Origin of the sequence: Rhizobium sp. NLR22b (genome assembly GCF_019685295.1) — a bacterium.
Lineage (GTDB): Bacteria > Pseudomonadota > Alphaproteobacteria > Rhizobiales > Rhizobiaceae > Rhizobium.
Window position 1 is genome coordinate 1 of sequence record NZ_JABDWM010000012.1, and the last position, 24,462, is coordinate 24,462.

Genomic DNA, 24,462 nt, shown 5'->3' on the forward strand with positions numbered 1-24,462 from the left:
TTGGTCTGACGGTTGATTACCAGATCGTCGACAACTTCTACGCCAAGGCTTCGGTTCAGTACCTCGATCCGGAAGACGCTGACGACTCTACCTCGGGCTACTTCCGCCTGCAGCGTTCGTTCTAATCCACTTGGTGAGTGTCCCCGGTCTTCAGACCGGGGACGCTTCAATCAGTTTCTGATCCGAGTGACCTCCGATCAGCTACGGGGACGGGTCCGGTCTTCCCTGCCGGACCGTCCTTGCAGCGTTTTTGAGACGCGCTCTTGTGGCTGTCTTTCCGGAGCGTCATCCAGGTAAGCCGAACCGGCATGTTGTGTATCGCACGTCGGCATCCTGTCGGCCTTGCTTAAGGCCATGCTTATTCTCAAGAGAGTTTGGATTGACCGTTGGCCATTGATTGGCGTTGCCGCGACGGGTCGTGGAAAGAAAATCCAATACCGACAATGTGATTACAGCTTTGGTGGAGAGAGGATACAGCCCTTTCGGGGGGCGGCATTCATTCCTACTCTCGGACAGCTTGTTCGTATGGACGATCTCAACGACTATTATTATTTGCAGCCGTCGTCTCCAGCGGTGGTTTTGCTTCTGCAAGTCGCAATCTCAAAATACCGCGCTCAAAATTGAGCAGGCGGGTCAGCCGACTTGAGGATGGGCTTGGCGCACGGCTCATAGAGCGTTCGACCCGTCACTTCCGGGTGACAGAGATCGGTCAAGCTTTTTACGAAAGATGCCAGACCATTCTGCAGGAGGCCGACCCCGCCAAATCGATCGTCACCGAGGCTCAATCCGACCCGCCGGGCGTGGTGCGGACGGGCTGCCCGCTAGGTCTGGTCGACATTTCGGTCGGAGGTATCCTGCCTGAATTCCTCGAACGCTTTCCGAAGATAAAGCTGCAGATTATCGGCTCCGACCGCCGCGCCGACCTCATCAACGAATCGATCTTGAGGTGAGGGCGACCAGCGAGCCGGAGACACAGACGAGCCGGACGATGCGCAAGCGCGACCGGGCGCGGCGCGTTCTGGTCGCAAGTCCGTAGCTCATCGAACGTATCGGCGGTTGAAAATTGCGTCGACGAGCTCGCCGACCTTCCGACGCTGGCGATGACCCCGTGGGTGTCGTTCCATACCTGGGAGCTCATCGCTCCGAATGACGACAAACGGGTAATCCGGCATCAGCCGAGGTTGACCTGCCGCAGCGTGACCGCCATTCTCGATGCAGCCCTCGCCGGCCTCGGCTTCGGACTTCTGCTCGAAAGCGCGTGTGAGGCGGATCTGCAGGCCGGCGGGCTGGTGCGGGTGCTGCCGGAATGGCAGTCGGAAGAAAGCCAGTTCCATATCGTCTTCACAACCGCCAAGTGCATGCCGCCGGCGGTCAGAGTGCTCATCGATTTTGTGGTGGAAAAATCCAAGCGTCATTGACGACGAGGCGACAGCCTCAGTCTGGGACGCATCGCGCTATTTCAGCCGTGCCAACAGCCTTTCACCGCTCAGCTCCCTGACCGCATCCCTGCCGATCCAGCGGGCGGTTTTATCTGGACGTTCAGCCAACAGCTTCGCCAACCCCAGTGCCGGTCCATGGCAGGCGCGATTGCGCTTGCCGATGCTGCGCAGTGCCCAATTGACCGCCTTGCGTACGAAGTTGCGGGAATCGCCGGAATGCGCCTCGATCACAGGCAGCCAGGAGAGGATGGCCGTATCGGTAGCGCCCTTTCGATGTACGGCGGCGCCCGCGATCATGGCGAAGGCGGCGCGACGAACAAATTCGCGCTCGTCTGCAGCGAATTCAGGAATGAGCTCGTCCAGGCCCGCCTCGACGAAGAGATCGGCGGCGCAGTCGACGACTTCCCAGGAGTCGAAATCATGAGCCCAGTTTCTGGCTTCTTCCGGCGTCAGCCGCTTCGGCTCGGCGGTATAGAGAGCGAGCAGCCGAGCCTCGCGAATATTGCTTCGCCAGAGCTGCATTGCCCTGAGGTGATTCCTCTTCGCCAATCTGGCGACCGCCCTGATATCAGCATTGGAAATTCCGAGGGCGCGGTCGGTGACGATGCCGAATCGCGCCATTCCAGCGGCATTCTCCTCCGAGCGCAGCGTTTCGAGATGCGCGATCAGTTCAGCCGGATCGGAAGAGCGACCGATCATTTCTCAAGCCGGGCGAGCAGCGAAGAAGTGTCCCAACGATTGCCGCCCATCGCCTGCACATCGCCGTAGAACTGGTCGACGAGGGCGGTGACCGGCAGCTTGGCGCCGTTGCTGCGGGCTTCGGCGAGCACGATGCCAAGGTCTTTCCGCATCCAGTCGACCGCGAAGCCGAAATCATATTTGCCGGCGTTCATGGTCTTGTGGCGATTTTCCATCTGCCAGGAGCCGGCCGCGCCTTTCGAGATTACCTCGACGACCTTTTCAATATCGAGGCCGGCGCGCTTGCCGAAGTGCAGCGCTTCTGAAAGCCCCTGGACGAGGCCAGCGATGCAGATCTGGTTGACCATCTTGGTAAGCTGTCCGGAGCCAGCTGGCCCCATCAGGCCGACCATACGCGCATAGGCGTCGATCACCGGCCGGGCTCTCTCGAAGACGGCTTCATCGCCGCCGCACATGACGGTCAGCACTCCGTTTTCGGCGCCGGCCTGGCCGCCAGAGACCGGAGCGTCGATGAAATCCACACCCTTTTCCTTTGCCGCGGCATAAAGCTCGCGGGCGACCTCGGCGCTGGCGGTGGTGTTATCGATCAGCACCGAACCCGGCTTCATGCCGTGCAGGGCGCCGTTTTCGCCTGAGGTGACCGAGCGGAGATCGTCGTCATTGCCGACGCAGACGAAGACGAAATCGACACCTTCCGCTGCCTCGGCCGGAGTGGGGGCGGATTTGCCGGAGAATTTCTCGGCCCAGGCAGCAGCTCTTTCGGCCGTGCGATTGTAGACGGTGACATCGTGGCCGCCCTTTGTCTTCAGATGACCGGCCATGGGGAAGCCCATGACGCCGAGACCGATGAACGCGACTTTAGCCATATGTTCCTATCCTTATCCAGAGTGAGAGGCCCTGAGGATTAACTGAAACGGCGCAAGCAGAAAAGCCGTGAAGACGGACGTCCTTTCGATTGCTTCTTTGAGGCTGGTCGCCGATCGGCCGAGCCCTAGATGGAACGAATCACAATGTTACTGGGGGTGACATGAGCGAAATTCCAAGAATCGAGCCGCGCCGCAAAGGCCGCAGCGGCACGCAGGCGATGCTTATTCCGTCTCAGAAGATGGTCGCAGAGCAGATTCGGTTGGCGCCTGAAGGTGTCCTTACCGAGGCTGGCGTTCTGCGCCGCCGTCTCGCTGCCCAATACGGAGCGGACGCCTGCTGTCCGGTGACGGTGCAGCGGCATTTGCGTGCGATTGCCGACCTGTCCGTCGGTGAACTGGAGAAGGGCGAACCACCTTCGATGGTGACGCCCTATTGGCGCATCGTCGATCCGGCGAGCCTGCTTGCGAAACGTCTTGCCGGCGGTCCCGCCGTCATTCACGAGCGGCTGGCCGCCGAACGCCGGGGGAAGTAGCGGGCAAGGCGAGGGCGAGGAACTGCTTCCAATAGCGGTTCCGGGCACCATTTCACCAGGCGCCGCTGCTATCTTTCTGGGCATCTGCGGGGTGGCGGCCATGTCAGGCGTGTGTCCGCTCGCCAAGAGCGGGCTTGCCAGGCTTTCAACAATAAATTCGGCCGCAAACAGATCTTCGCCGGCGCAGCAGCCATGGCGGCAACCTGAAAGTCGCCTCGGGCTCATGAACGCAGATGCATGTATCGCCGGATGCCGTCTGCGGCTTTCGGCGTTTCTGTGGTTAGCCTCGTGGCTGGCGAGTAGGGATTATTCATAGTGGATGGGCTATGATGGCCGTATTCGTAGTCCTTTCGATTGTTGTATCAATTGACGGGTTGGCAATACATTTTTCGTTCGATTGTCGCGTTCTGTTCGTCGCTTGACATAGGTATACCTCCATGGATATAGGTCTATTCATAGCTTTACGGGTATGGGTCTTCAATGTCGAACGTTCAGGACGTGCTCTTCAGGACGCTTGCGGATCCCACCCGGCGCGCGCTTTTCGAGCGGCTGTGCCGGGAAGGGGAGAAGACGGTCGGGGCGTTGACGGCGCAGGCCGGGGTCTCGCAGCCGGTCGTTTCGAAGCATCTCGGGCTGCTGAAGCAAGCCGGCCTGGTGCGCGACCGTCATGAAGGGCGGCAGACGCATTATAGCGCGCAGCTCGGAGCGCTTGCGCCGCTCGTCGACTGGACGAGCGAGATGGCCGGCTTCTGGCAAAGCCGCTTCAATGCGCTCGAAGATTTGTTGAAGAGGATGGATCAATGACAGACATATCGACCGAAACGCGTTCCGTCGTCATCGAGCGGGAAATGCCTTTTCCAGCGGAAAAGATCTGGCGGGCGCTGACCCAGCCGCACCTGATCCAAGAGTGGTTGATGAAAAGCGACTTCAGGCCGGTCGTCGACCATCACTTCAACTTCAACGCCGATTGGGGCGCCGTCGACTGCCGAGTTCTGGAAGTCGAACCACACAAGACCCTCGCTTACAGCTGGGGCGCCTATGGCCTCGAAACCGTCGTGACCTGGACGCTCACCCCAACGGGCGCGGGTACGCATCTGCGAATGGAGCAGTCGGGTTTTCGGGCGGATCAGCGGCAGGCCTATGGCGGCGCCAGGAGCGGGTGGCCGCAATTCTTCGACAAGCTGGAACAGGTGTTGACGCGGGTTGACTAATCCATTGGCGGCGGCCGGTCGGGCTCGTTCGAGGAGGCTTCATTGAACCGGAACAACTGGTGTCGGCAGGTCCACCGTTGGCTGTCGATTGCCTTTACGCTGATCGTCATCGTCAATATCATCGCCATGGTGCAGGAGAAGTCGGCGGTCTGGGTTGGGCTCTTGGCGTTGCTGCCGTTCGGCCTGTTTGTGCTGCCCTATGCCGCGAAACGGCGCGTGGGATGCATCGGCGGATAGGAGGTGATCCATGGCGGGCAAAACGTCGCAGGGTGCGGAGAAAGTCATGAAAGAGACTGCCAAACCGGCGGTCGCCGCGCCGAAGCTTCTGTCGGGCGGCAACCCGCAAATCCCCAAGGGTTACGGCGATGCGCCCGTGCAAGCCTATATCGCCGCCATGCCGGACTGGAAAAGTGAGATCGGGCGTCGCCTCGATGCGCTGATCAGCAGAACCGTGCCCGGCGTCTGCAAGGCGATCAAGTGGAACTCGCCCTTTTACGGCATGGAAGGGCAAGGTTGGTTCCTCGGCGTCCATTGCTACGCCAGCTATGTCAAGGTGGCTTTCTTCAAGGGTGCGTCGCTGCATCCCCTACCGCCAGGCGAGTCCAAGCAGAAAGAGGTGCGCTACCTCGACATACGCGAGGACGACCCTTTCGACGAGGCGCAGATCGCCTCCTGGGTAGAGCAGGCGAGCCGTTTGCCGGGCGAACGGGTGTGAGGTTTTGATGCGCGGCGATGGGAGAACGATAAATATGAAGAAGACGACGGCCACCATGAAGAAAATCGATTCCGAGGAAGGGACCGGGCAAGCCTCTCCCTCTCAACTGATTGATGCGAGGATCGAGGAACTCAAGGATTGGCGCGGCAACGTGCTCGCGCGGGTCCGCGCGCTCATCAAGCAGGCCGAGCCCGAAGTGGTCGAGGAATGGAAATGGCGAGGCGTTCCGGTGTGGGAGCACGCCGGCATCATCTGCACCGGTGAGACCTATAAGAGCGTGGTCAAGCTTACCTTCGCCAAGGGAGCCTCGCTTGAGGATCCGAAAAGCCTTTTCAACTCCAGTCTCGACGGCAACACCCGGCGCGCCATCGACTTTCATGAAGGCGACAAGATCGACGAGGAGGCGCTGAAGGCGCTCATTCGAGCCGCCGCGGCGCTAAATGCGTCGGTGCGGGCGGCCGGTTCGCGGAAGAAATCAAGCAGCGTGTGACGCTTCATCCGGCCGCGTTAGTGAATTGGGCTTGCCTCGCGTTCGAGAAAGAGTTCGAGATTGGTGAGGCCGATTTCTGTGCCCTGAAGGCGGGCGCCGTTGTCGGCGTAGCCGTCGAGGAAAACCACTTGCTCGGTGAAGACCATTCTGGTTCCGCTGGCTTCGGTGTCGAAGGCGACGGTGACGAGCGAGGCTGAGATGCGGCTTTGCCCGAGCTTCATCTCATAGGCATAGATGATGCGAGTATCCGGGACGATATCGATGTAGTGGGCGTCATAGGCGTGCAGAAGCCCCTCGGTGTCGGCGGTATAGTTCCTCTCTGTACCGCCCGGCCTGAAATCGAGCGCGTATTCTATGGGCACCCATTCGCCGTGGCAGGCAAACCATTGCCGCTTGGACTCCGGCGTCGACCAGGCGCGGAAGACCCGGGCGACGGGTGCCGTCAGGCGGCGTTCTATGACGAAGGTGGCATGTTCGGCAGATCGTATCGTCATTCGGGGAGTGTCTCCGGCTCATCGGCGAGAAATTGATCCAGCCCGTCAAAGGCGGCGGTCCAACGGGTCTTTCGCTGTTCCACCCAGCGTTCGACAGCGGCGAGCGCATCCTGCTGCAGCCGGTAGGTCCGCACTCGGCCGGATTTTTCGGAGAGGACGAGCCCGCTCTCCTCCAGCACCTGCAGATGTTTCATCACCGTCGGCAGGGCGACGGCGAGCGGAGCGGCCAGTTCGGTGACCGAGGCCGGGCCGCGGCCGAGCCGGTCGATCATGCCGCGGCGGCTGCGGTCGGAAAGCGCGTGGAACATGCGGTCGAGATCCGCCTGGCTTTCGATCATTCCGCTTCATCCCGAAAGCGGGCGGGCAGTCTGTCGTGATAGGGATAGAACTTGAAATAGGGGCGGGCCTCTTCCAGCGCCCTGGCGAAGGACGGGCGCGCCAGCAGCCGCTCGTAATAGGCGCGAAGCTTCGGCTGATCTGATGAAAATGCAACCAGCGTCTCGGCGTAGAAGAGAGAGGGGGCTGCGGCGCAGTCGGCCATGGTGAAGGCCTCGCCGGTTATCCAAGGGCTTTCGCCCAGTTGTTTTTCGATCATGGTATAGGCCGTGGCCAGCGTTGCCCGGGAAGCGGTCATCTCGATTTCGTCCGCCTTGCCTTCAGGGCGGCGGCGATTGCTGACCAGCGTCTGCATCGGCATCTGGACATAATGGTCGAAGAAGCGGTCCCAGAGACGGACCTGCAGCGCCCGGTCGATCTCCAGCGGCAGCAGGGGCACGGCGCCGGGATAATAGTGATCGAGATATTCGATGATAATCGAAGTCTCGGGGATGGTGCTGTCCCGGGCTTCGTCGCGGAGCAGCGGCATCTTGCCGATAGGCCAGAAGCGAAAGAGATCGGCGCATGAGGCCTCGTCGGACAGATCGACGATACGGTTCTCAAAGGGGGTCTCGTTTTCATAAAGCGCGATCAGCACCTTGTGGCAGAAGGAGGCGAGCGGATGCCCATAAAAGACGAGCGACATGCGGCGACCTTTCCTGTCTGGCTGAAAACTTTGCCGACTGACTAACTATCAGGTCCGCAGGCATCGCGCAACAGATAGTTCACCGATCGTGAAACTATTATCTTCAGCCGATGTATCTGGCGATCACCAGATGGCCCGGCGTCGGCTGTCCGTCTTCCATGCGCACGTTGATGTCGGATATCTCGACAAGCGCGAAACCGGTGGCCGTCAGCCGTTCTCTCACATAGGCGTCGGCATGGGCGAAGCGCTGGTGTGGTCCAACCATGTAGGGGCGGCCGGCAAGCAATTCGTCAGGCAGGGTCTCCGAGGAGAAAATGAACAGGCCGCCCGGCGTCAGATTTTCGGCGGCGCCGAAGAAGAGCGGTTCGAGCGCGCCGAGATAGGGCAGCACGTCTGTGGCGGTGATGAGGTCGAAAGCGTCCTCGTCATTGTCGTCGAGAAAATCCTCAACCTCGGCGACGAAGAGCGTCTCGTAAAGATCTTTTTCGTGGGCGATCTCGACCATCTTCTCCGATATGTCGATGCCGGTCATGTCCTCGCACAGCTCGCGCAGCGCGCCGCCTGTGAGACCGGTGCCGCAGCCGAGATCGAGCAAACGCTTGAACGGCCCGAGCTTCAATGCCTGCAGGCGCTGGCGCACCAACATCGGCACGTGATAGCCGAGTTGCTCGACGAGCACGTCCTCGAAGACCTCGGCATGCTGATCGAACAGGGTCTCGACATAGGCGTCGGGCGCCTTGACCGGGGTTTCGCCGCGGCCCATCGCCGCGATGCGCACGGCGGCTCCGCCGTGGTCCTCGGGATCGATCGCCAAAACGTCCTCGTAGGCCGCTACGGCCGCCTCGACATCACCTGATTTCTCCAGCGCCAGTGCACGATTGTAGGCCTCGGCAAGGGCTTCTTCGTCGATCTTCTTTGCCATCGCGGTGCATGTCCTTCTGTTTCAGGCATGGCTCTACGGCGGCTTTCGAAGTTTTGCAATGGCGCGGCAACAGGCGCAGAATGGCCAAAAAGAAGACGATGGGAGGAAACGCCATGAAAGCGGAGCACGACAGGGTGCCACCGGCAAGGAAAGAAGGGGGCGAGCGCCCCTTGCTGCTGCCCACGACGCCGGGCGAGATCACCAATACGCTCAGCCATTATTACCGCGGCGAACTCGGGCGGATGACGAGCTGGCGCGACCGCATCGACCGGACGTCCAACTGGGCGATCACCGTGGTCGCGGCGCTGCTTTCGGTGTCGTTGTCGACACCAAGCTCGCATCACGGCGTGTTGTTGTTCGGCGTGATGCTGATTACGCTGCTTCTGATGATCGAGGCGCGGCGCTACCGCTTCTTTGATATCTACCGCGCCCGAATCCGGCAGGTCGAGCGCTGTTATTTCGCGCAGATCATGGCGCCGAACGCTGCGGCCGGCAGCGAATGGGCCGCGGTGATTGCCAACAGCCTGCGTCATCCGCGCTTTCTGCTCAGTTATGGAGAAGCGATGCATCGGCGGCTCAAACGCAATTACGGCTGGATGTATTTAATCCTGCTGCTTGCCTGGTGCCTGAAGATCTCGACGCCAAAACTGCAGACGGAGGGCGCGCCGGCGCTGCAGGCGCAGTCCTGGGCCTATGTCATCGACAATGCCGTGCTCGGGCCACTCCCCGGCCTTGCGGTCATTTCGATCGTCGTCACCTTTTACCTGGGCATGCTCTATTTCGCCCTGCGTCCAGACCGGGACGAAGGCGAATTCGGCCATGGCGAGGCGCATGTGTGATCAATGCAGGATGAACTCGCCCTTCAACGCCCGCCACTCTGTCGCCGAGATCAGCTTGCGGTGGACGTAGCGCACTGAATGCAGCGGCCCGTCGAGCTTCTCCTGCCAGAATTTAAGGAAGCCCCGCATCTCGGGAAAATCGGGTGCCAGATCATAATCCTGCCAGACATAGGTCTGCAGGATCGTCGGGTGATCCGGGAGGTGGTAGAGGATCTGGGCGGTCGTCAGACCGTAACCCTGCAGTTGCTTTTCCATGTCCTTGTGCATCGTATTCAGCTTCTTCTCGTTCCCACTCGCGCTTTATTAGCGCCACGTGAAATGGAAGCACGCGAATGGTTAACGCAAGCTTAACAGATACGTTGCGAAGGAAGTATTGTTTTTTGTTTTCAACGGTTTGGCAGCATGATAATACGAGTGCTGCCACGCTTCTTTAGCAGTGCCAAAACCGCGATACACTTTTGCCCTTCATGCTCAGCGCTTGAGATGCCGCGTCAGTCGACGCTCGATCCAGGCCCAGAGATGGCGCAGCGCCTCGACAATGGTGAGGTAGAAGATCGCTGCCCAGAGATAGGTCTGGTAGTCGAAGGTGCGGGAGAAGGCGTAACGGGTTTCGCCCATCAGATCGAGGACGGTGATGATGGCGACGACCGCCGAGCCTTTGATCAAAAGGATGATCTCGTTGCCGTAGGGGCGAAGCGCCACGATGAAGGCCTGCGGAAGGATGATCTTGCGGAAGGCGATGGTCTTATGGATGCCGAGGGCTGCTGCTGCTTCGCGCTGGCCGTGCGGCACGCTTTCGATCGCGCCGCGCAGAATTTCCGCCTGATAGGCCGCCGTATTGATCGTCATGGCAAAGAGGCCGCAATACCAGGCTTCGCGGAAAAACCACCAGATGCCAACGGCTTCCAGCTGCGGGCGGAAGACGCCGAGGCCGTAATAGACCAGGAACAGCTGGGCAAGCAGCGGCGTGCCGCGGAAGAAATATATATAGCCATAGGCGAACCAGTTAAGAGCCCGGTTCTTCGACAGCCGGGCCATGGCGAGCGGCAGGGACAGGATGGCGCCGCAAACGACGGAGATGGCAACCAGACTGAGGGTTACCCAGAGTCCGTGCAGATAACGCGGTCCGTAGCGAGTGAATTTGTCCGGATCCCAGCCATTGATGACGGTGAAGATCAGCAGCGCGGCAAGCAGAGCCCAGACCGCAACGAAGACGTAGCCGCACAGGCGTGCCACTGTGACCGGCTTTGCCACCTCGCGGGGCGCAGGCTGCGGGGGGATCAATGTCTCAGCGTAGCTCATCGGCGGACATCCGAACGTTTGGCCCAGCGGTCGACATAGATAAGCAGGAAGGAGGAGAGAATGGCGAGCACCAGATAGAGACAGCAGGCAATGCCATAGAAGAAGAACGGCTCCTTGGTCACCCGCACTGCGACGCTCGTCTGGCGCAGGATATCGGCAAGGCTGATGATCGAGACGTAGGAGGTGTCCTTCAGGAGCACCATCCAGAGGTTCGTCAGACCGGGAAGGGCGATGCGAACGAGTTGCGGCAGGATGACGAGCCGTAGCGTGCGGCCGCGATGCAGGCCGAGCGCATCTCCTGCCTCATATTGGCCCTTGGGAATGGCGCGGAAAGCCGAAAGCAATACTTCCGAGCAATAGGCGGAGAAGACAACCGACAGAGCGATCACGCCGGCCAGGAAGGCGTTGATCTCGACCGGCGGCCCGACATAGCCGGCAAGCTCCAGAAGAGACTGGATGAGCATCTGCATGCCGTAATAGATGATGAAGAGCGTCAAAAGCTCCGGCAGGCCGCGGAAGATAGTCGTGTAAATGCCGGCCGCCAGCCGCAGCGATTTTTCTTCCGACTGCTGGCCGAGAGCCACGAGGAAGCCGATGACGAGGCCGATCGGCAGGGTGACGATCGCCACCGATACGGTGACCTGCAGGCCAAGGGCGATCTCGTCGCCCCAGCCGGTGTCGCCACAGGCTAGGATCGTCGACGGACCCAACCAGGTGAAGATGCCGACGGGTCCGCATAGCGGATCGAAAATGTGCACAAGTGAGCTCCAGAAGGAGCCGAGCGCGGAAAACAATCCGCCCATGCGTGAATTCCCCTCACGGCTTTTGCCGTTTTGATCTTGCCACCTTTGTCAAACAAAAATGGCGGAAGAGCAAGCCTTCCGCCATTCGCTTGATCGGCCAGATACCGAATTTCTTATTCGCCGTAAACGTCGAAATCGAAGTACTTGTCCTGGATCTTCTTGTACTCACCGCTGGCGCGGATCGCAGCGATCGCGGTGTTGAGCTTTTCCTTCAGCGGGTCGCCCTTGCGGATGGCGATACCGGCGCCGTTGCCGTTGATTTCCTTGTCGACCGGCAGGGTCGTCAGGATCTTGCAGCAGGCACCGGCGTCGGACTTGACCCATTCGGAGAGAACGACGACGTCGTCGATGACAGCATCGACACGGCCGCTGGAAACGTCGAGCTTGTATTCGTCGGCCGTGGGGTAGAGCTTCAGCTCGGTGTCGGCGAGGTGCTTCTCGGCGTAGTTGGCATGCGTCGTGGAAGTCTGTGCGCCGATCACCTTGCCCTTGAGGCCGGCAACGTCAGTGATCTTCGAATCCTTCGGTACGGCGATGGCCGGAGGGGTGTTGTAGTACTTGTTGGAGAAGTCGACGAGCTTGAGGCGCTCGGGCGTGATCGACATGGAGGAGACGATCATGTCGAACTTCTTGGCGTTCAGCGCCGGAATGATGCCGTCCCAATCGGTGCTGACGAAGGAGCATTCGGCCTTCATCTCGGCACAGAGCGCCTTGGCGATATCGATGTCGAAGCCCTGGATGGTGCCGCTGGCATCGACAAATTCGAAGGGCGGATAGGTCGAATCGGTGCCGATCACGTATTTCTCGCCATCGGCCATGGCGGAGCCGGCAAAGAGCGACATTGCCGCGAGCGAGGCTGCCGCGAAGATACGGGTGGAGATATGCATGAGGATCCTCTCTGTTGGTAGCCATCGCGCTTTTTTCTCTTGGGCTGACGGCTGCTGTTCAACGGTGACGGGCACCGCCTTGCGGCGATAATCAGACTTTTTTTCATGGAAATGCAACAGAAATTCCCGGGCTATTCGCGGCGCAAACAGCAGGCGAGATGAACGGCGGCAGACCGCTACATTCACCTGAGGTTAATCCCCGGCTTCCTAGAACCGGAACAAATCGGCGGGTTGGCGCTTTGCCATTTCGCCGTTTCGCCTCAATGCGACGCTAGGGGCGGAACTAGGGCCTGTCGGCCTTCAGGAAGCTCAAACAGGATCGAGGAAACCCGATGGGCAAGAAATCAAGATTGTTCGCAAGCGCGGCTTTTCCGCTGCTTTCCCTCTCGCTGGCGCTGCAGCCGGTGTCGGCGATGGCCGCCGTGCGCGGCGCTGAGACGCAGGCAGCCGCCGCGCGGCAAGTCGAACAGGGGAGCTTCGAAGTGGCGCAGGATGCGCCCCAGGATGCACCTTCCGAAGAAGAGCTGCTGAAGAAGAAAAAGCACAAGGAGAAGCAGGAGGCCCCAGCCGAACAGGCGCCAGCCGCCGAGAAGCCAAAGGAAGCACCTGCGGAAAAGCCGAAGGCCGAAGCACCCAAGGAGGCTCCGGCGCCTGAACCCAAGGCCGCGCCCGAACCCAAGGCAGCACCCGAACCCAAGGCCGCGTCACCGAAAGCCGAGGCGCCGAAAGAGGCGCCGGCGGAACAGCCCGAAAGCAAGCCCGCGCGGAAAGCCAAACAGGAGGCTCAGCCCGAGGCAAAGCCGGAGGCCGCGCCGCAGCAAGAACAGCAGCCGGTAACGCAGGAAAAGCCGAAAAAACCCAAGAAGCCTGAGGCTCAGCAGGCCGAGCCCGAGGCGCAGCAGCCAGCCGCAAAGGAGGCCCAGCCGCAAACGGAGCAGGCTGCACCGGAGGCCAAGCCGGAAGGAAAGCAGCGCCCCCGCGATAAAGGCAAGAGCAAGGCCGAGACAGCCGCTCCCGAGGCGGTGACGCCGACCGAAGAACAGGCCAAGCCCGAAGCCAAGCCGGAGGCAAAACCCACAGCCGAAGCGCCGGCCGAAAAGAAGCCCGCAGCCGGCGAGACTGTGGCGCCCGCAGATAAAGCGAGCCAGGACAAGGCGACCCAAGACAAGGCGACCCAGGACAAGGCCGTTGCCCCGGAAGCCGCTCCGGCCGAAAAACCGAAGGAAGGCATGGCGGCGAAACCTGCAGGCGAACAGCCCGCCGGCGAACAGCCGGCAGCACCCGCCACCGGCGCGGCCCAGCCGCTGCCTGAAGCCAGCGGCGGTCAGCAGGCCGAGCAGGCCATTCCTGCGCCTGAAAAGGTTTCGCCGGAAGAGCTGCAGCGCCGCAAGAAGATTGCCGAAGATCCGGCCAAGAGCAACGAGACCGTTGTCCTGCCGGTTGAAAACGGTGCGGCCGTGCTCGACAGCGATAAGGATGCCGACCGCAGCAAGGGCAGGGAAGTCCGCCGCGACCGCGACAAGATGCGCGCCGAGAGCAAGGACTTCAAGGTGCCGACCTCTGATGCCGAGGCGCAGGCCGCCACCGCGGATAGGGCACCGACGGTCAAGCTCGAGGCGGTGACTAGCGAGAAAGGAACCAGACTCGACGCCCGGCCGCAATTCGTTCGCCCGGACGGGGCGCGTGTCGACGACCAGACTGACGACAATCGCGTGATCATTCAGTACAACAATCAGGTGATCGTGCGCAGCGACGACGACAGGCGGTTCCTGCGCGACGGCGAACGGCCGATCTACGAAGAGCTCCCGGGCGACCGTTACCGCGAGACGATTGCGCGACCGGAGGGTTACCGCATCGTCACGATCCGCAACCGCTACGGCGACATCATCCAGCGGTCGCGCGTCGATGCCCGCGGGCGTGAGGACGTTCTCTACTATTCGCCCGATCTCTATGAGGATCCGGACCGCGACTATTTCGAGGATGCGGGTGCCGACTTGCCGCCGATGCGGCTGCGCGTGCCACTCAACGAATACATCATCGATACTCGCAGCGATCCGGACAGGGACTATTACGAGTTCCTGAGCGAACCTCCCGTCGAGCCGGTGGAGCGTGTCTATTCGCTGAATGAGGTGAAGTATTCCGCTCGTATTCGCGACAAGGTCCGCCGAATCGATCTTGATACGATCACCTTTGCGACCGGCAGCGCGGAGATCCCGATGACTCAGGCGCGCACATTGCGTAAGGTCGCCGACGCGATCAGCCAGGTGCTGAAGAAAGATCCGAGCGAGACCTTCCTGATCGAGGGCCATACGGATGCTGTCGGTTCCGACCAGAGCAACCTGGTCCTCTCCGACCAGCGGGCGGAATCGGTCGCCAATGTGCTCTCCGACGTCTATGGCATTCCGCCGGAAAACATGGCGACGCAGGGCTACGGCGAACGTTACTTGAAGGTCAACACGTCGGGCCCCGAACAGGAAAACCGCCGCGTCACCATCCGCCGCGTCACTCCGTTGGTGCGTCCGGTCGCCGCCAACCAGTAGCTGCTTCCGCCCCTCCCCGGTGTCAGGGAGGGGCGCTGACCTCCTCTTCTCCCGCCGGGAGAAGGGGGCGCGCTCTTGTCTTACCCCTCTCTATCGGCCGGCTTTCGCAGCCGCCTTTTCAATGACGTCGGCGACTTTTTCCGGCTGGGATGCGAAGACGGCGTGGCTGGCCGTGATCTCGGTCACTTCGCTGCCAGCTCGTTTCGCCATGTCACGCTCCAGCTCGGGATTGATGGAGCGATCCTGGGTGGCGACGATCGTCCAGCTCGGCTTCGTTCGCCATGCCGGCTCTCCGATCTTGGTCGAGAAGGCCTGCTTGGCGGCGAAGACCTGCGATCTTGCCAGGAAATCGGCTTCGGCTTTCGGCAGGTCGGCCGCGAAAGCCGCGGCGAAGGCGCCGGGGTCGAGGTAAAGATATTTGCCGTCCTCAGTTTCCTTGATGTCCATACTGCCGGCCGGCTTCGAGCTGGCGAGGCTCAGCAGGCTTTCCCCCTTGTCTGGCTGGAAGGCGGCGACGTAGACGAGGCCCGCAACGCCTGGATTGTTGCCGGCTTCGGTGATGACCATGCCTCCATAGCTGTGGCCGACGAGCAGCGTCGGTCCTTCCTGCAGGTCGAGAATCCGCTTCGTTGCCGCCACATCGTCATCGAGCGATGTCAGAGGCTCCTGGACGATGGTGACGTTGAAGCCGCGCTTTTCGAGGATATCGGTCGCTTTTCGCCATCCAGAGCCATCGGCCAGCGCACCGTGGACGATCACGATGTTCTTGACCGCGGCAGCCTCGGCCGCAAAAGCGATTCCGGCGGTGGCAAAGGCCAGGCTTGCGATGAAAGTCAGATGCTTGTTCATGGGGTCACTCCTTGTGGTTGACGTTGCGGGGCGGGAATCTTGAGGTTCAGCCGAAGGTGAAGGCGTAGCCCTGGACGCCCGGATCGAGGAAGCGGATTTCGAAGGTGCGGGCTGCGACGGCGCCGGCCTGGCGAACGAGTTGGTAAAGCCGCGTTCCGGTGACCGTGCCGTTGCCGTCGGCATCGATGTCGGAGCCATGATCGGGTCCCGGCGCCTTGCCGTCGAGCCTCACCTGGAAACGGATCGGTTTGGCGTCGGCGCCGGGTCCGAGAACGAGATGCAGATCGCGGGCGCTGAAACGATAGGCGATGCCGCCGCCTGCCTCATCGAGCGTTGCCTGATCCTTACCGATGGTCCAGGTGCCGGACAGGCCCCATGCGTTAATGCCGGGCTCGGTGATCGAGTAGTTCTGCGGCATATCGGCTTGCAGCCCTTCGGGCGAGACAAAATTTTCGGCCTGCCCGTAGCCGAGGTAGGTCTCTCCGGACCGGATATTGGCGAGGTCGGGACCTGCCTCCACGCCCTTGGCAGCGGGCGCAACCGGTGCCGTTTCCGCCATCTGGCTGCCCGCTTCGCGCAGCAGATCCTGGATGGCTTTTTCGGTCCTGCCGTAATTGCCTTCGCCGAAATGGTGATAGCGGATCTGGCCTTTGGCATCGATCAGATAGGCGGCAGGCCAGTAGCTGTTTTCAAAGGCGCGCCAGATTTTGTAATCATTGTCGATCGCAACCGGATAGCCGATCCGAAAGTCGCCGACAGCCTTCTTGACATTGTCGATCGTCTTCTCAAAGGCAAATTCCGGGGCGTGCACGCCGATGACGACCAGGCCCTGATCCGCATATTTTTCCGCCCAGGCACTGACATAGGGAATGGTGCGAATGCAGTTGATGCAGGAATAGGTCCAGAAGTCGACGAGCACCACCTTACCCCGCAGCTGCTCCTTGGTCAGAGGCTCCGAGTTCAGCCATTCGACCGCGCCGTCGAACGAAGGCGCATAAGCTTCGACGGGCAGATCACTGCGGAAAGGCTTGCTTCCATCGGCCGCGGGAATGATCTTGTCGTTGCTCGCCACCTCAGAGGGCGTGCCCCCCGCCGGCCTGGCATGCAGCCTGTCCAGAACGGCCTGTTCCAGCGAGGCAGTGCTGGCATAGGAAAGCCGCGCCAGCAGGCTGGTGTCGAGACCGAGCGCGATAACCGCCACGCCCGCCAACACGGCAGCGCCGACAGCCTGGCGGATTCGATCACCAAGGCCGAGCGAGCGCTTCATCGCGGCGAAGATTTTACCGCCGACCAGCAAGGCGACGGCAAGCGAGGTCGCAGCACCGGCGGCATAGGCGATCAAGAGGGCGGTTGTCTGCAGGTTGGCGCCCTGCAATGCCGCGCCCGTCAGCACGAGGCCGAGAATTGGTCCGGCGCAGGGCGCCCAGAGCAGGCCGGTGGCGACGCCGAGGATGAGCGCGCTCCTGACCGTCGGCGCAGTGCGTCCGCCGCCGCTGGCGTTAAGTAGATTGTTGCCGAGATCGACGATCGGGCGGGCAAGCGTGCTTGCGAAGCGGGGCGAAAGCAGGCTCACTCCGAAGAGCGCGAGCAGGACGATCGCGGCAAGCCGGCCATATTCATTGGCACGGATCGCCCAGCTGCCGCCGACCGCGGCAAGCGTCGCGACCAGCGCGAAAGTGGCGGCCATGCCCGCTAGCATCGGCAGCGTGCTCTTGAGGAAAGGCTGGCCGGAGCGGGCGAAGACGAAGGGGAGGATAGGGAGGATGCAAGGGCTGAGAATGGTCAGCACGCCTCCGAGATAGGCAATGATCAGAAGTGTCATCATCGTTTCCTTTGAAACCGTTTGATCGGGCTCTGGACGGCGATGGGCCCGAACCAGCAACGGCGGCGAGATAGCCGGCCGGAGGTATCTCCGATGTGTCTGGTTTGACGGGAAAATGTACCGAACTATTGCGCTGGAGCGCGGACGATACAAACGAATACAAACTGCCTATCCGCAGAGGCGGCGGCGAAAACTGCGACCGTCCGCCCATGCCCTGCCGAGGCGGCGCTTTTGTATCAGAATGTATCTCGGCAGGCGGAGGTTACACTCGCATTCAAAAACCGCAGCCTGTGACATATGGCCGATACAAGCCGAACGTCATCTCAGCGCCGTGATCCATTCGACAGGAGAGACCGATGTCAGAGCAAATCAATTATCATCGCCGCCGTTTCTTTGGCATGACGGCAATCGCGCTTGCAGCCGTCGAATTCGGCGTGGCCGGAGCGGCCGCAGCCCAACTGCCGCAGTCTTCCAGCGCCGCGCTGCCTGACGTAAAGGCCGGGACCAATGCGTCATTCGAAGCGCTGAAGCAGGTCAAGACCGATGTGCTCGATATCGGTTATGCCGAGGCCGGAAAGGCCGATGGTCCGGTCGTGCTGCTGCTGCACGGTTGGCCCTATGACATCCATAGCTTTGTCGACGTCGCGCCGCTGCTTGCCTCCGCCGGCTACAGAGTGATCGTGCCTTATCTGCGTGGCTACGGCACGACCCGCTTCCTCGATGACAAGACACCGCGCAACGGCCAACCTTCGGCGCTTGCCGCCGACATGATCGCCCTGCTCGATGCGCTCAAGATCGGAAAGGCTGTCGTTGCCGGCTACGACTGGGGCGGGCGGACTGCCAATATCATGGCCGCGCTGTGGCCCGAGCGCTGCAAGGCGATGGTTTCGGTCAGCGGCTACCTGATCGGCAGCCAGGAGGCCAACAAGAAACCGCTTCCACCGAAGGCGGAACTTGCCTGGTGGTACCAGTTCTACTTCGCCACCGAACGCGGCCGCCTGGGCTATCGGAGCAACACTCACGATTTCGCAAGGCTCATCTGGCAGACGGCATCGCCGAAGTGGAATTTCGACGATGCGACTTTCGACAGATCGGCGGCCGCCTTCGACAATCCCGACCATGTGGATATCGTCATCCACAATTACCGCTGGCGCCTGGGGCTTGTCGAAGGCGAGGCGAAATATGATGCCTATGAGAAGAAGCTTGCCGCCCTGCCGCTGATCTCGGTGCCGACGATCACCATGGAAGGCGATGCAAACGGTGCGCCGCATCCCGAGCCCTCCGCCTATGCCGGAAAATTCTCCGGCAGGTACGAACACCGCACGATCGGCGGCGGCATCGGCCACAATCTGCCGCAGGAGGCGCCGCAGGCCTTCGCCCGGGCGGTCATCGACGTCGACCGCTTCTGATTGGCGGCAAAGCTTCGTTGCTCACGCGGGCGGAATATGCGTAGGTCGCGTCTGGCACTTCGACAAGAGCGAGGCGGCGGGCGCGGCCGCAATCGTTGAGGAATAGGCAATATGGATCATGTCGATCACATCCTGATCGTCGACGACGATCGTGAAATTCGCGAGCTGGTCTCGGGCTATCTGCAGAAGAACGGCCTCAGGACCAGTGTTGCCGCGGATGGGCGCCAGTTGCGCAGTTTTCTGGAAGCCAATGCCGTCGATCTGATCGTACTCGACGTGATGATGCCCGGCGACGATGGGCTGGTGCTGTGCCGGGAACTGCGCGCCGGCCGGCACAAGGCGATCCCGATTCTGATGCTGACGGCCCGCACCGACGATATGGACAGGATCCTCGGGCTGGAGATGGGCGCCGACGACTATCTTGCCAAACCCTTTGCGGCGCGCGAGCTTCTTGCCCGCATCAAGGCGGTGCTGCGGCGTACGCGCATGCTGCCGCCCAACCTGCAGATCAGTGAGGCGGGTCAATTGCTGACCTTCGGCGACTGGCGGCTCGATACTGTCGCCCGTCATCTTCTCGACAAGGACGGGACCGCGATTGCGCTGAGCGGCGCCGAATACCGCCTGCTTCGTGTCTTCATCGACCATCCGCAACGGGTGCTTAACCGCGACCAGCTTCTGAGCCTGACGCAGGGCCGTGACGCCGAACTCTTCGACCGCTCGATCGATCTTCTCGTCAGCCGCCTGCGGCAGCGTCTCGGGGATGATGCGCGCGAGCCGACCTATATCAAGACGGTTCGCAGCGAAGGTTATGTCTTCTCGGTTCCGGTCGAAATTTCGGAGCCGCGCCGATGAGGGCTGATATCCCCATGCTATCGGGCCTGATGTGGCCGAGAACGCTCAGATCGCGGATCTTCCTCATTCTTTTGGTGGGCCTGGCCTTCGCCTATGGGCTCTCCTTCAGCGTGCTCTACATGGAGCGCTACATGTCGGCCAAGGCGGTGATGCTCGGCACGCTGGAGAACGACGTCGCGACATCGATTGCCGTTCTCGACCGACTTCCGGCAAGTGAGCGCGGCGACCTGCTGGATTGGCTGAGCCGCGGCAACTACCGTTTCGAGCTCGGACCCGGCCTGGCCGGTGTGCCCGACAGCTCCAGCAAGGCGAGGGAGATCGCAGGAAAAATAGAGGCGGCCGCCGGGCATCGCTTTCCCATCCGCATCGAACGGATTCCGGGTGAGGTGAACCGGCTGCAGGCGCATCTGACGCTGAGCGACGGAACGCCTCTGACGATCGATGTCACGCCGAGAGGCGTCATGCCGATCGCCGCATGGCTGCCTTACGTCTTCGCAATCCAAATGGCGCTGCTCATTCTCTGCACCTGGTTTGCCGTCCGCCAGGCGATCCGGCCGCTCGGCGAACTCGCTGCTGCCGCCGATGCACTCGATCCTGATAAAGACGGTCAGGCTTTGAGTGAGGCCGGGCCTAGCGAGGTGGCGCATGCGGCAAGAGCATTCAATGCGATGCGGGAGAGGATCGCCCACTATCTCGAGGAACGGGTCCAGATACTGGCGGCGATCTCGCATGATCTGCAGACGCCGCTCACCCGGATGCGGCTGCGCGCCGACATGGCGGAGGATTCACCCGAGAAGGACAAGCTGGTGCATGATCTCGCCGAGATCCAGCGCCTCGTCCAGGACGGCATCGCCTATGCGCGCAGCGCACACGGCAACGGGGAAAAGAACACTCGCATCGATTTAGCATCGTTTATCGACAGCATAGCCTACGACTATCAGGACACAGGAAAGGCCGTGACGGTCGTCGGGCTGGTTGAAGGCGCCGCCTTCACCAGGCCGCACGCCCTTCGCCGCATCCTATCGAATTTCATCGACAATGCCTTGAAGTTTGCCGGCGCCGCCGAGCTCAGCGTCGAGCGCGGCGCTGACAATTCCGTCGTCATCAGCGTCATGGATCGCGGACCCGGCATCCCGGATGATATGCTCGAAGCCGCGATGCAGCCCTTTTTCCGGCTCGAGCAATCTCGCAACCGCGAGACCGGCGGCACAGGTCTCGGGCTGGCGATTGCCCAGCAGCTGACGGCGAAGATCGGCGGATCTCTGAAGCTCTACAATCGCTCGGGTGGCGGACTGGCGGCTGAAGTCACCATTCGGTGATGTCAAAACTATCAGAATGTTTTGTACGCGAAAATGTCGTGGACGCCGGATGCTACGTTTTGTGACATTTCGGCCGTTTCCGGAAACATGCCGGATATATCGATCCATCAAACCAACTCCGTCAACCCGGCCGCAGTAGCGGCCAGTCGCATGAAGCGACGCAACAAGGAGTGTTTCCATGACCAAGATCGACAAGGTGCTTTATACCGGCAGAACCCGCACCACCGGCGGGCGCGACGGCGCTTCGCAGAGCGATGACGGAGAGCTGGACATCAGGCTCTCGCCTCCCGGCAGCGCCCAGCCCGGCACCAATCCCGAACAGCTTTTCGCAGCCGGCTGGTCGGCCTGCTTCATCGGCGCGATCGGCATTGCCGCCGGCAAGTTGAAGGTCAAGGTGCCGGCAGAGACCGCCGTCAATGCCGAGGTCGATCTCGGCACAACCGATGGCGACTATTTCCTGCAGGCCCGCCTTAAGGTCAGCCTGCCTGGCATCGAAGCGGATGTCGCAAAGGCGCTCGTCGATGAGGCGCACCGGACCTGCCCCTATTCGAAGGCGACACGCGGCAATATCCAAGTCGAATTGAGCATTGCCTGACGGGCAGGAGCCGAAAGCACAAAGGGCGAGGCCAGTCGGGGCCTCGCCGACGGAGGATAAAATGAGATTGATGATCATCTGCGTGCTGGGGGCGGCAGTGTTTGCCGCACCCTGCATCTACGACATAAGCTCGCAGGAGCCTTCGCCGCTTGCAGGCCTGGTGAAAGCGGCATCGGCAGCTTCCGCGGCGCAAGGGCGGCCATTCATCCGAGGCCATGAGGGAGAAAGACAATGAAGCTCTATCAGAACGAAATCTCCTCGGCGACGTCGCGCGTCAGGATCGCGCTCGGCCTGAAGGGGCTGACGGCCGAGGCGTTGCCGGTCACCATTCTTGGCGAGGAGGCCGAGAGCCGGCAGGCCGGATACCGCAAGATCAATCCGCAGGGGCTGGTGCCGGCCTTGCTGACGGATAGCGGCATCCTCATCACCCAATCGCTGGCGATCATCGAGTATCTCGAGGAAATCGAGGCTGAGCCGCCGCTGTTGCCTGACACGGCGGAGGATAGGGCGCTGGCCCGCTCGATTGCACTTGCCATCGCAGCCGAGATCCATGCGCTGCTGCCGCCGCGGATCGGCCTGCATCTCAAAAGCACCTTCAACGCCGATGCCGATGCGGTCGCCGCATGGAGCCGTCACTGGGTCGGTGAGGGAATGGCGGCTGTGGAAACGATGATTGCCGGCCGCAGGCAAGGCGCCTTCGCCGTCGGCGACCGGCCAAGCATTGCCGATATCTTCCTTTTTCCGCAAGCGGTTAGCGCCCGGCGCATGGGATTCGATCTCGCCCGGTGGCCCAATATCTCGGCGATTGTCGCCAAGCTGGAGGCGATCCCGGCTTTCCAGGAGAACGCGCCGGCGCCGCGACGGTGATGCGGTCAATCAAGAAGCGGCCGTCAAAGAAGGTGGTCGTTTTTCTTTTGAGCGGTTGACCCTTGCCTGCAGATGCGCGGGATACCGGTCACCTTCCACCTTGATGGTGGCGAGCGCGCTTTCGATATCGGCGAGATCCTCGGCGATGACATCGGTCTTCAGACGCTTCAGCGCCTGATCGGTAACCGCGCGGATCTGTTCCGGCCGGCTGTTCATCCCACCCTGGCCGCCATTGGCATCGAAGTCGAAGCCGAATTTCGTGGCGATCACCACCTCGCTGCGGAAGAGAGCAAGCGCCTCTCCTAAAGCTCTTCGTGGCTATAGGGTCCCTAGGCCTCGGCAGTATCGAAGAAGGTCACGCCGCGTTCGAACGCCTTCCGGATCAGCGCGACCGCTTCCTGAATGTCTTTCCCCGGGCCATAAATACTTCAGCCCCATGCAGCAGAGACCGATCCCCGAGACTTCGAGACCGCTCCTTCCAAGTTCACGCTTCTCCATAGCCGTTTGCCTTCCAAGCCTGATACTCACTGTCGGTGACATGCTCCATCCAGTCGACGACCTTGCCATCGAGCTGTTCCTGGATGGCGATATGGGTCATTGCCGTCGTCGGCGATGCACCATGCCAATGGCGTTCACCGGGGGAGAACCAGACGACGTCGCCAACGCCGATCTCCTCGATTGGCCCTTCCTTCGCGCTGCACGCGGCCGCAGCCGGATGTGACGATCAGCGTCTGACCGAGAGGATGGGTGTGCCAGGCGGTCCGCGCGCCGGGCTCGAAAGTGACACTGGCGCCAGCCGCGCGTGCCGGGTGGGTCAGCTGAAAGAGAGGATCGAGGCGCACCGTGCCGGTGAACCAGTCCGCCGGTCCCTTGGCTGAAGGCTGCGAGCCGCTTCGCTTGATTTCCATCATCGTCCTTTCCTGTGTCTGAGCTTGTGGAACGGTTCGTCCACCCCGTGGCGCATGTCTTCGTCCTGCGATGACCGATATTTAGCGCGTGCCTTTGGTGGCGATTAGATGGTAGTCATGGCAAGGACCTATGAGAAAGTTTCATGAATGCCGCGTCCTGCCGTCAATGATCTGATCGTCTTCCTTGCCGTTGCCCGCGCACAGAGTTTCACGAAGGCGGCGGCGAGGCTGGGTGTGTCGCAGTCGGCGCTCAGCCATACTATCCGGGGGCTTGAGGAGCGGCTTGGTTTGCGATTGCTGACACGTACGACGCGCAGCGTCTCGCCGACGGAGGCCGGTGAAAGGCTGCTTCTCACCATTGGTCCGCGGCTCGACGAGATCGAGTTCGAGCTTGCCGCCCTGAGCGCATTTCGGGAGAAGCCGGCCGGCAGTATCCGCATCAACGCCGGCGAACATGCGGCGGATGCCATCCTCTGGCCCGCCCCTGGAAAGGCTCCTACCTGATTATCCCGATATCAATGTCGAGATCATCGTCGATTACGGCCTGACCGACATTGTCGCGGAACGCTACGATGCGGGCGTGCGGTTGGGGGAGCAGGTGGCGAAAGACATGATTGCAGTGCGCATCGGTCCGGACATGCGCATGGCCGTGGTTGGTGCCCCCGCCTATTTCGAAGGGCGCCCAAAACCGCTGACGCCGCAGAATCTTACCGAGCACAATTGCATCAATCTCCGCCTGCCGACCTATGGCAGTGTTTATGGATGGGAATTCGAGCGGGCCGGGCACGAGTTGAAGGTTCGCGTCGAGGGACAATTGACCTTCAACAATATCGCGCTCAGGCTGAATGCGACGCTCGCCGGGCTAGGGCTGGCATATCTGCCGGAGGACGCCGTGCAGGCGCAAACGAATGGGCGGCTGGTGCGCGTGCTCGAAGACTGGTGTCCGCCGTTTCCCGGTTACCATCTCTATTATCCAAGCCGCCGGCACGCCTCGGCGGCTTTCGCTCTCATCGTCGATACGCTTCGCTATCGAGGATAGTTGGCGGATTCGGGTCCCCAACAAGCGGTTGTCCATGCTTG

At 61.4% G+C, this 24,462-nt stretch carries 25 protein-coding genes and 5 pseudogenes; 16 read left to right on the plus strand and 14 right to left on the minus strand.

Annotation, left to right across the window (positions count from 1 at the left end; translation table 11 throughout):
• Nucleotides 1–125 (plus strand): annotated as a pseudogene (locus tag HJC00_RS19390) (porin); the annotation flags it as partial.
• Between the two features lie 400 nt (nucleotides 126–525).
• Nucleotides 526–1,418, plus strand: a pseudogene (locus HJC00_RS19395) (LysR substrate-binding domain-containing protein).
• Nucleotides 1,419–1,454: 36 nt separating this feature from the next.
• On the opposite strand, the gene HJC00_RS19400 reads toward HJC00_RS19395, so the two are convergent.
• Nucleotides 1,455–2,138, minus strand: a complete 684-nt coding sequence (locus HJC00_RS19400; RefSeq protein ID WP_210631021.1) for a DNA alkylation repair protein — start codon at nucleotides 2,136–2,138, stop codon at nucleotides 1,455–1,457.
• Entirely contained in the window at nucleotides 2,135–3,004 is an 870-nt protein-coding gene (locus HJC00_RS19405) for an NAD(P)-dependent oxidoreductase (protein WP_210631022.1), read from the minus strand. The genes HJC00_RS19400 and HJC00_RS19405 overlap by 4 nt, the downstream gene beginning before the upstream one ends.
• A gap of 161 nt (nucleotides 3,005–3,165) precedes the next feature.
• On the opposite strand from HJC00_RS19405, the gene HJC00_RS19410 reads away from it, so the two are divergent.
• The 6 genes from HJC00_RS19410 to HJC00_RS19435 all read left to right on the plus strand — a co-directional run bounded on the left by HJC00_RS19410 (nucleotide 3,166) and on the right by HJC00_RS19435 (nucleotide 5,953).
• A complete protein-coding gene (locus HJC00_RS19410; RefSeq protein ID WP_210631023.1) occupies nucleotides 3,166–3,537 on the plus strand; it encodes a hypothetical protein in 372 nt (123 codons plus the stop codon).
• 480 nt (nucleotides 3,538–4,017) lie between these two features.
• Nucleotides 4,018–4,341: a helix-turn-helix transcriptional regulator gene (locus tag HJC00_RS19415; RefSeq protein ID WP_011425688.1), complete on the plus strand. Its 324-nt coding sequence runs from the start codon at nucleotides 4,018–4,020 to the stop codon at nucleotides 4,339–4,341.
• Nucleotides 4,338–4,748, plus strand: a complete 411-nt coding sequence (locus HJC00_RS19420; protein WP_210631024.1) for an SRPBCC domain-containing protein — start codon at nucleotides 4,338–4,340, stop codon at nucleotides 4,746–4,748. The genes HJC00_RS19415 and HJC00_RS19420 overlap by 4 nt, the downstream gene beginning before the upstream one ends.
• Before the next feature lie 42 nt (nucleotides 4,749–4,790).
• A complete protein-coding gene (locus HJC00_RS19425; RefSeq protein WP_210631025.1) occupies nucleotides 4,791–4,985 on the plus strand; it encodes a hypothetical protein in 195 nt (64 codons plus the stop codon).
• A gap of 10 nt (nucleotides 4,986–4,995) precedes the next feature.
• On the plus strand, nucleotides 4,996–5,463 hold the full coding sequence (locus HJC00_RS19430) for a DUF1801 domain-containing protein (protein ID WP_221155834.1): 468 nt from the start codon (nucleotides 4,996–4,998) through the stop codon (nucleotides 5,461–5,463).
• 34 nt (nucleotides 5,464–5,497) lie between these two features.
• Nucleotides 5,498–5,953, plus strand: a complete 456-nt coding sequence (locus tag HJC00_RS19435) for a DUF1801 domain-containing protein (RefSeq protein ID WP_221164502.1) — start codon at nucleotides 5,498–5,500, stop codon at nucleotides 5,951–5,953.
• A gap of 17 nt (nucleotides 5,954–5,970) precedes the next feature.
• Here the strand turns inward: HJC00_RS19435 and HJC00_RS19440 are convergent, their stop codons facing one another.
• From HJC00_RS19440 to HJC00_RS19455, 4 genes are all read right to left on the minus strand, one after another.
• Nucleotides 5,971–6,447 (minus strand): SRPBCC family protein, encoded by a 477-nt coding sequence (locus HJC00_RS19440; RefSeq protein ID WP_221147577.1) that lies wholly within the window; start codon nucleotides 6,445–6,447, stop codon nucleotides 5,971–5,973.
• On the minus strand, nucleotides 6,444–6,785 hold the full coding sequence (locus HJC00_RS19445) for a helix-turn-helix transcriptional regulator (protein ID WP_210631028.1): 342 nt from the start codon (nucleotides 6,783–6,785) through the stop codon (nucleotides 6,444–6,446). The genes HJC00_RS19440 and HJC00_RS19445 overlap by 4 nt, the downstream gene beginning before the upstream one ends.
• On the minus strand, nucleotides 6,782–7,468 hold the full coding sequence (locus HJC00_RS19450; RefSeq protein WP_210631029.1) for a glutathione S-transferase family protein: 687 nt from the start codon (nucleotides 7,466–7,468) through the stop codon (nucleotides 6,782–6,784). Before HJC00_RS19450 ends, HJC00_RS19445 begins: the two co-directional genes overlap by 4 nt.
• A 103-nt stretch (nucleotides 7,469–7,571) precedes the next feature.
• Nucleotides 7,572–8,390, minus strand: coding sequence for a methyltransferase (locus tag HJC00_RS19455; RefSeq protein ID WP_210631030.1), 819 nt, complete (start codon nucleotides 8,388–8,390; stop codon nucleotides 7,572–7,574).
• Nucleotides 8,391–8,503: 113 nt separating this feature from the next.
• Between HJC00_RS19455 and HJC00_RS19460 the strand changes: the two genes are divergently transcribed.
• Entirely contained in the window at nucleotides 8,504–9,229 is a 726-nt protein-coding gene (locus tag HJC00_RS19460; RefSeq protein ID WP_210631031.1) for a DUF2270 domain-containing protein, read from the plus strand.
• On the opposite strand, the gene HJC00_RS19465 is transcribed toward HJC00_RS19460, so the two are convergent.
• From HJC00_RS19465 to HJC00_RS19480, 4 genes are all read right to left on the minus strand, one after another.
• Nucleotides 9,230–9,496, minus strand: coding sequence for an usg protein (locus HJC00_RS19465; protein WP_011425678.1), 267 nt, complete (start codon nucleotides 9,494–9,496; stop codon nucleotides 9,230–9,232).
• 204 nt (nucleotides 9,497–9,700) lie between these two features.
• A complete protein-coding gene (locus tag HJC00_RS19470; protein WP_210631032.1) occupies nucleotides 9,701–10,531 on the minus strand; it encodes an ABC transporter permease in 831 nt (276 codons plus the stop codon).
• Nucleotides 10,528–11,334: an ABC transporter permease gene (locus HJC00_RS19475; RefSeq protein WP_221147580.1), complete on the minus strand. Its 807-nt coding sequence runs from the start codon at nucleotides 11,332–11,334 to the stop codon at nucleotides 10,528–10,530. The genes HJC00_RS19470 and HJC00_RS19475 overlap by 4 nt, the downstream gene beginning before the upstream one ends.
• Nucleotides 11,335–11,447: 113 nt before the next feature.
• The gene (locus HJC00_RS19480) at nucleotides 11,448–12,221 is read right to left on the minus strand and encodes a transporter substrate-binding domain-containing protein (protein WP_210631034.1); all 774 of its coding nucleotides are present in this window, start codon (nucleotides 12,219–12,221) and stop codon (nucleotides 11,448–11,450) included.
• Nucleotides 12,222–12,553: 332 nt separating this feature from the next.
• On the opposite strand from HJC00_RS19480, the gene HJC00_RS19485 reads away from it, so the two are divergent.
• Nucleotides 12,554–14,761: an OmpA family protein gene (locus HJC00_RS19485; protein ID WP_221155831.1), complete on the plus strand. Its 2,208-nt coding sequence runs from the start codon at nucleotides 12,554–12,556 to the stop codon at nucleotides 14,759–14,761.
• 90 nt (nucleotides 14,762–14,851) lie between these two features.
• Here HJC00_RS19485 and HJC00_RS19490 read toward each other — a convergent pair whose 3' ends face one another.
• Together HJC00_RS19490 and HJC00_RS19495 are read right to left on the minus strand one after the other, a co-directional pair.
• On the minus strand, nucleotides 14,852–15,610 hold the full coding sequence (locus tag HJC00_RS19490; protein ID WP_210631036.1) for an alpha/beta fold hydrolase: 759 nt from the start codon (nucleotides 15,608–15,610) through the stop codon (nucleotides 14,852–14,854).
• 46 nt (nucleotides 15,611–15,656) lie between these two features.
• Complete coding sequence (locus tag HJC00_RS19495) at nucleotides 15,657–17,432, minus strand: cytochrome c biogenesis protein DipZ (RefSeq protein ID WP_221155829.1); 1,776 nt, start codon at nucleotides 17,430–17,432, stop codon at nucleotides 15,657–15,659.
• Between the two features lie 356 nt (nucleotides 17,433–17,788).
• Here HJC00_RS19495 and HJC00_RS19500 point away from each other — a divergent pair, with 356 nt between their 5' ends.
• The 5 genes from HJC00_RS19500 (at nucleotide 17,789) to maiA (ending at nucleotide 22,474) form a co-directional block, all read left to right on the plus strand.
• Nucleotides 17,789–18,841 carry an alpha/beta fold hydrolase gene (locus HJC00_RS19500; protein ID WP_221147583.1) on the plus strand — a complete coding sequence of 351 codons (1,053 nt, stop codon included), beginning with the start codon at nucleotides 17,789–17,791 and terminating at the stop codon, nucleotides 18,839–18,841.
• A 111-nt stretch (nucleotides 18,842–18,952) separates the two neighbouring features.
• Complete coding sequence (locus HJC00_RS19505) at nucleotides 18,953–19,693, plus strand: response regulator (protein WP_221147584.1); 741 nt, start codon at nucleotides 18,953–18,955, stop codon at nucleotides 19,691–19,693.
• Nucleotides 19,690–21,012 carry an ATP-binding protein gene (locus HJC00_RS19510; RefSeq protein ID WP_210631040.1) on the plus strand — a complete coding sequence of 441 codons (1,323 nt, stop codon included), beginning with the start codon at nucleotides 19,690–19,692 and terminating at the stop codon, nucleotides 21,010–21,012. The genes HJC00_RS19505 and HJC00_RS19510 overlap by 4 nt, the downstream gene beginning before the upstream one ends.
• A gap of 178 nt (nucleotides 21,013–21,190) precedes the next feature.
• Nucleotides 21,191–21,607: an organic hydroperoxide resistance protein gene (locus HJC00_RS19515; RefSeq protein ID WP_210631041.1), complete on the plus strand. Its 417-nt coding sequence runs from the start codon at nucleotides 21,191–21,193 to the stop codon at nucleotides 21,605–21,607.
• A 231-nt stretch (nucleotides 21,608–21,838) separates the two neighbouring features.
• Nucleotides 21,839–22,474, plus strand: a complete 636-nt coding sequence (maiA, locus tag HJC00_RS19520; protein WP_210631042.1) for a maleylacetoacetate isomerase — start codon at nucleotides 21,839–21,841, stop codon at nucleotides 22,472–22,474.
• Nucleotides 22,475–22,618: 144 nt separating this feature from the next.
• Here maiA and HJC00_RS19525 read toward each other — a convergent pair.
• Nucleotides 22,619–22,972: pseudogene (locus HJC00_RS19525) on the minus strand (aldo/keto reductase); the annotation flags it as partial.
• Nucleotides 22,959–23,382 (minus strand): annotated as a pseudogene (locus tag HJC00_RS19530) (cupin domain-containing protein). The pseudogenes HJC00_RS19525 and HJC00_RS19530, both read right to left, overlap by 14 nt.
• 147 nt (nucleotides 23,383–23,529) lie before the next feature.
• On the opposite strand from HJC00_RS19530, the pseudogene HJC00_RS19535 reads away from it, so the two are divergent.
• Nucleotides 23,530–24,421: pseudogene (locus tag HJC00_RS19535) on the plus strand (LysR family transcriptional regulator).
• The last annotated feature ends 41 nt before the right edge of the window (nucleotides 24,422–24,462 follow it).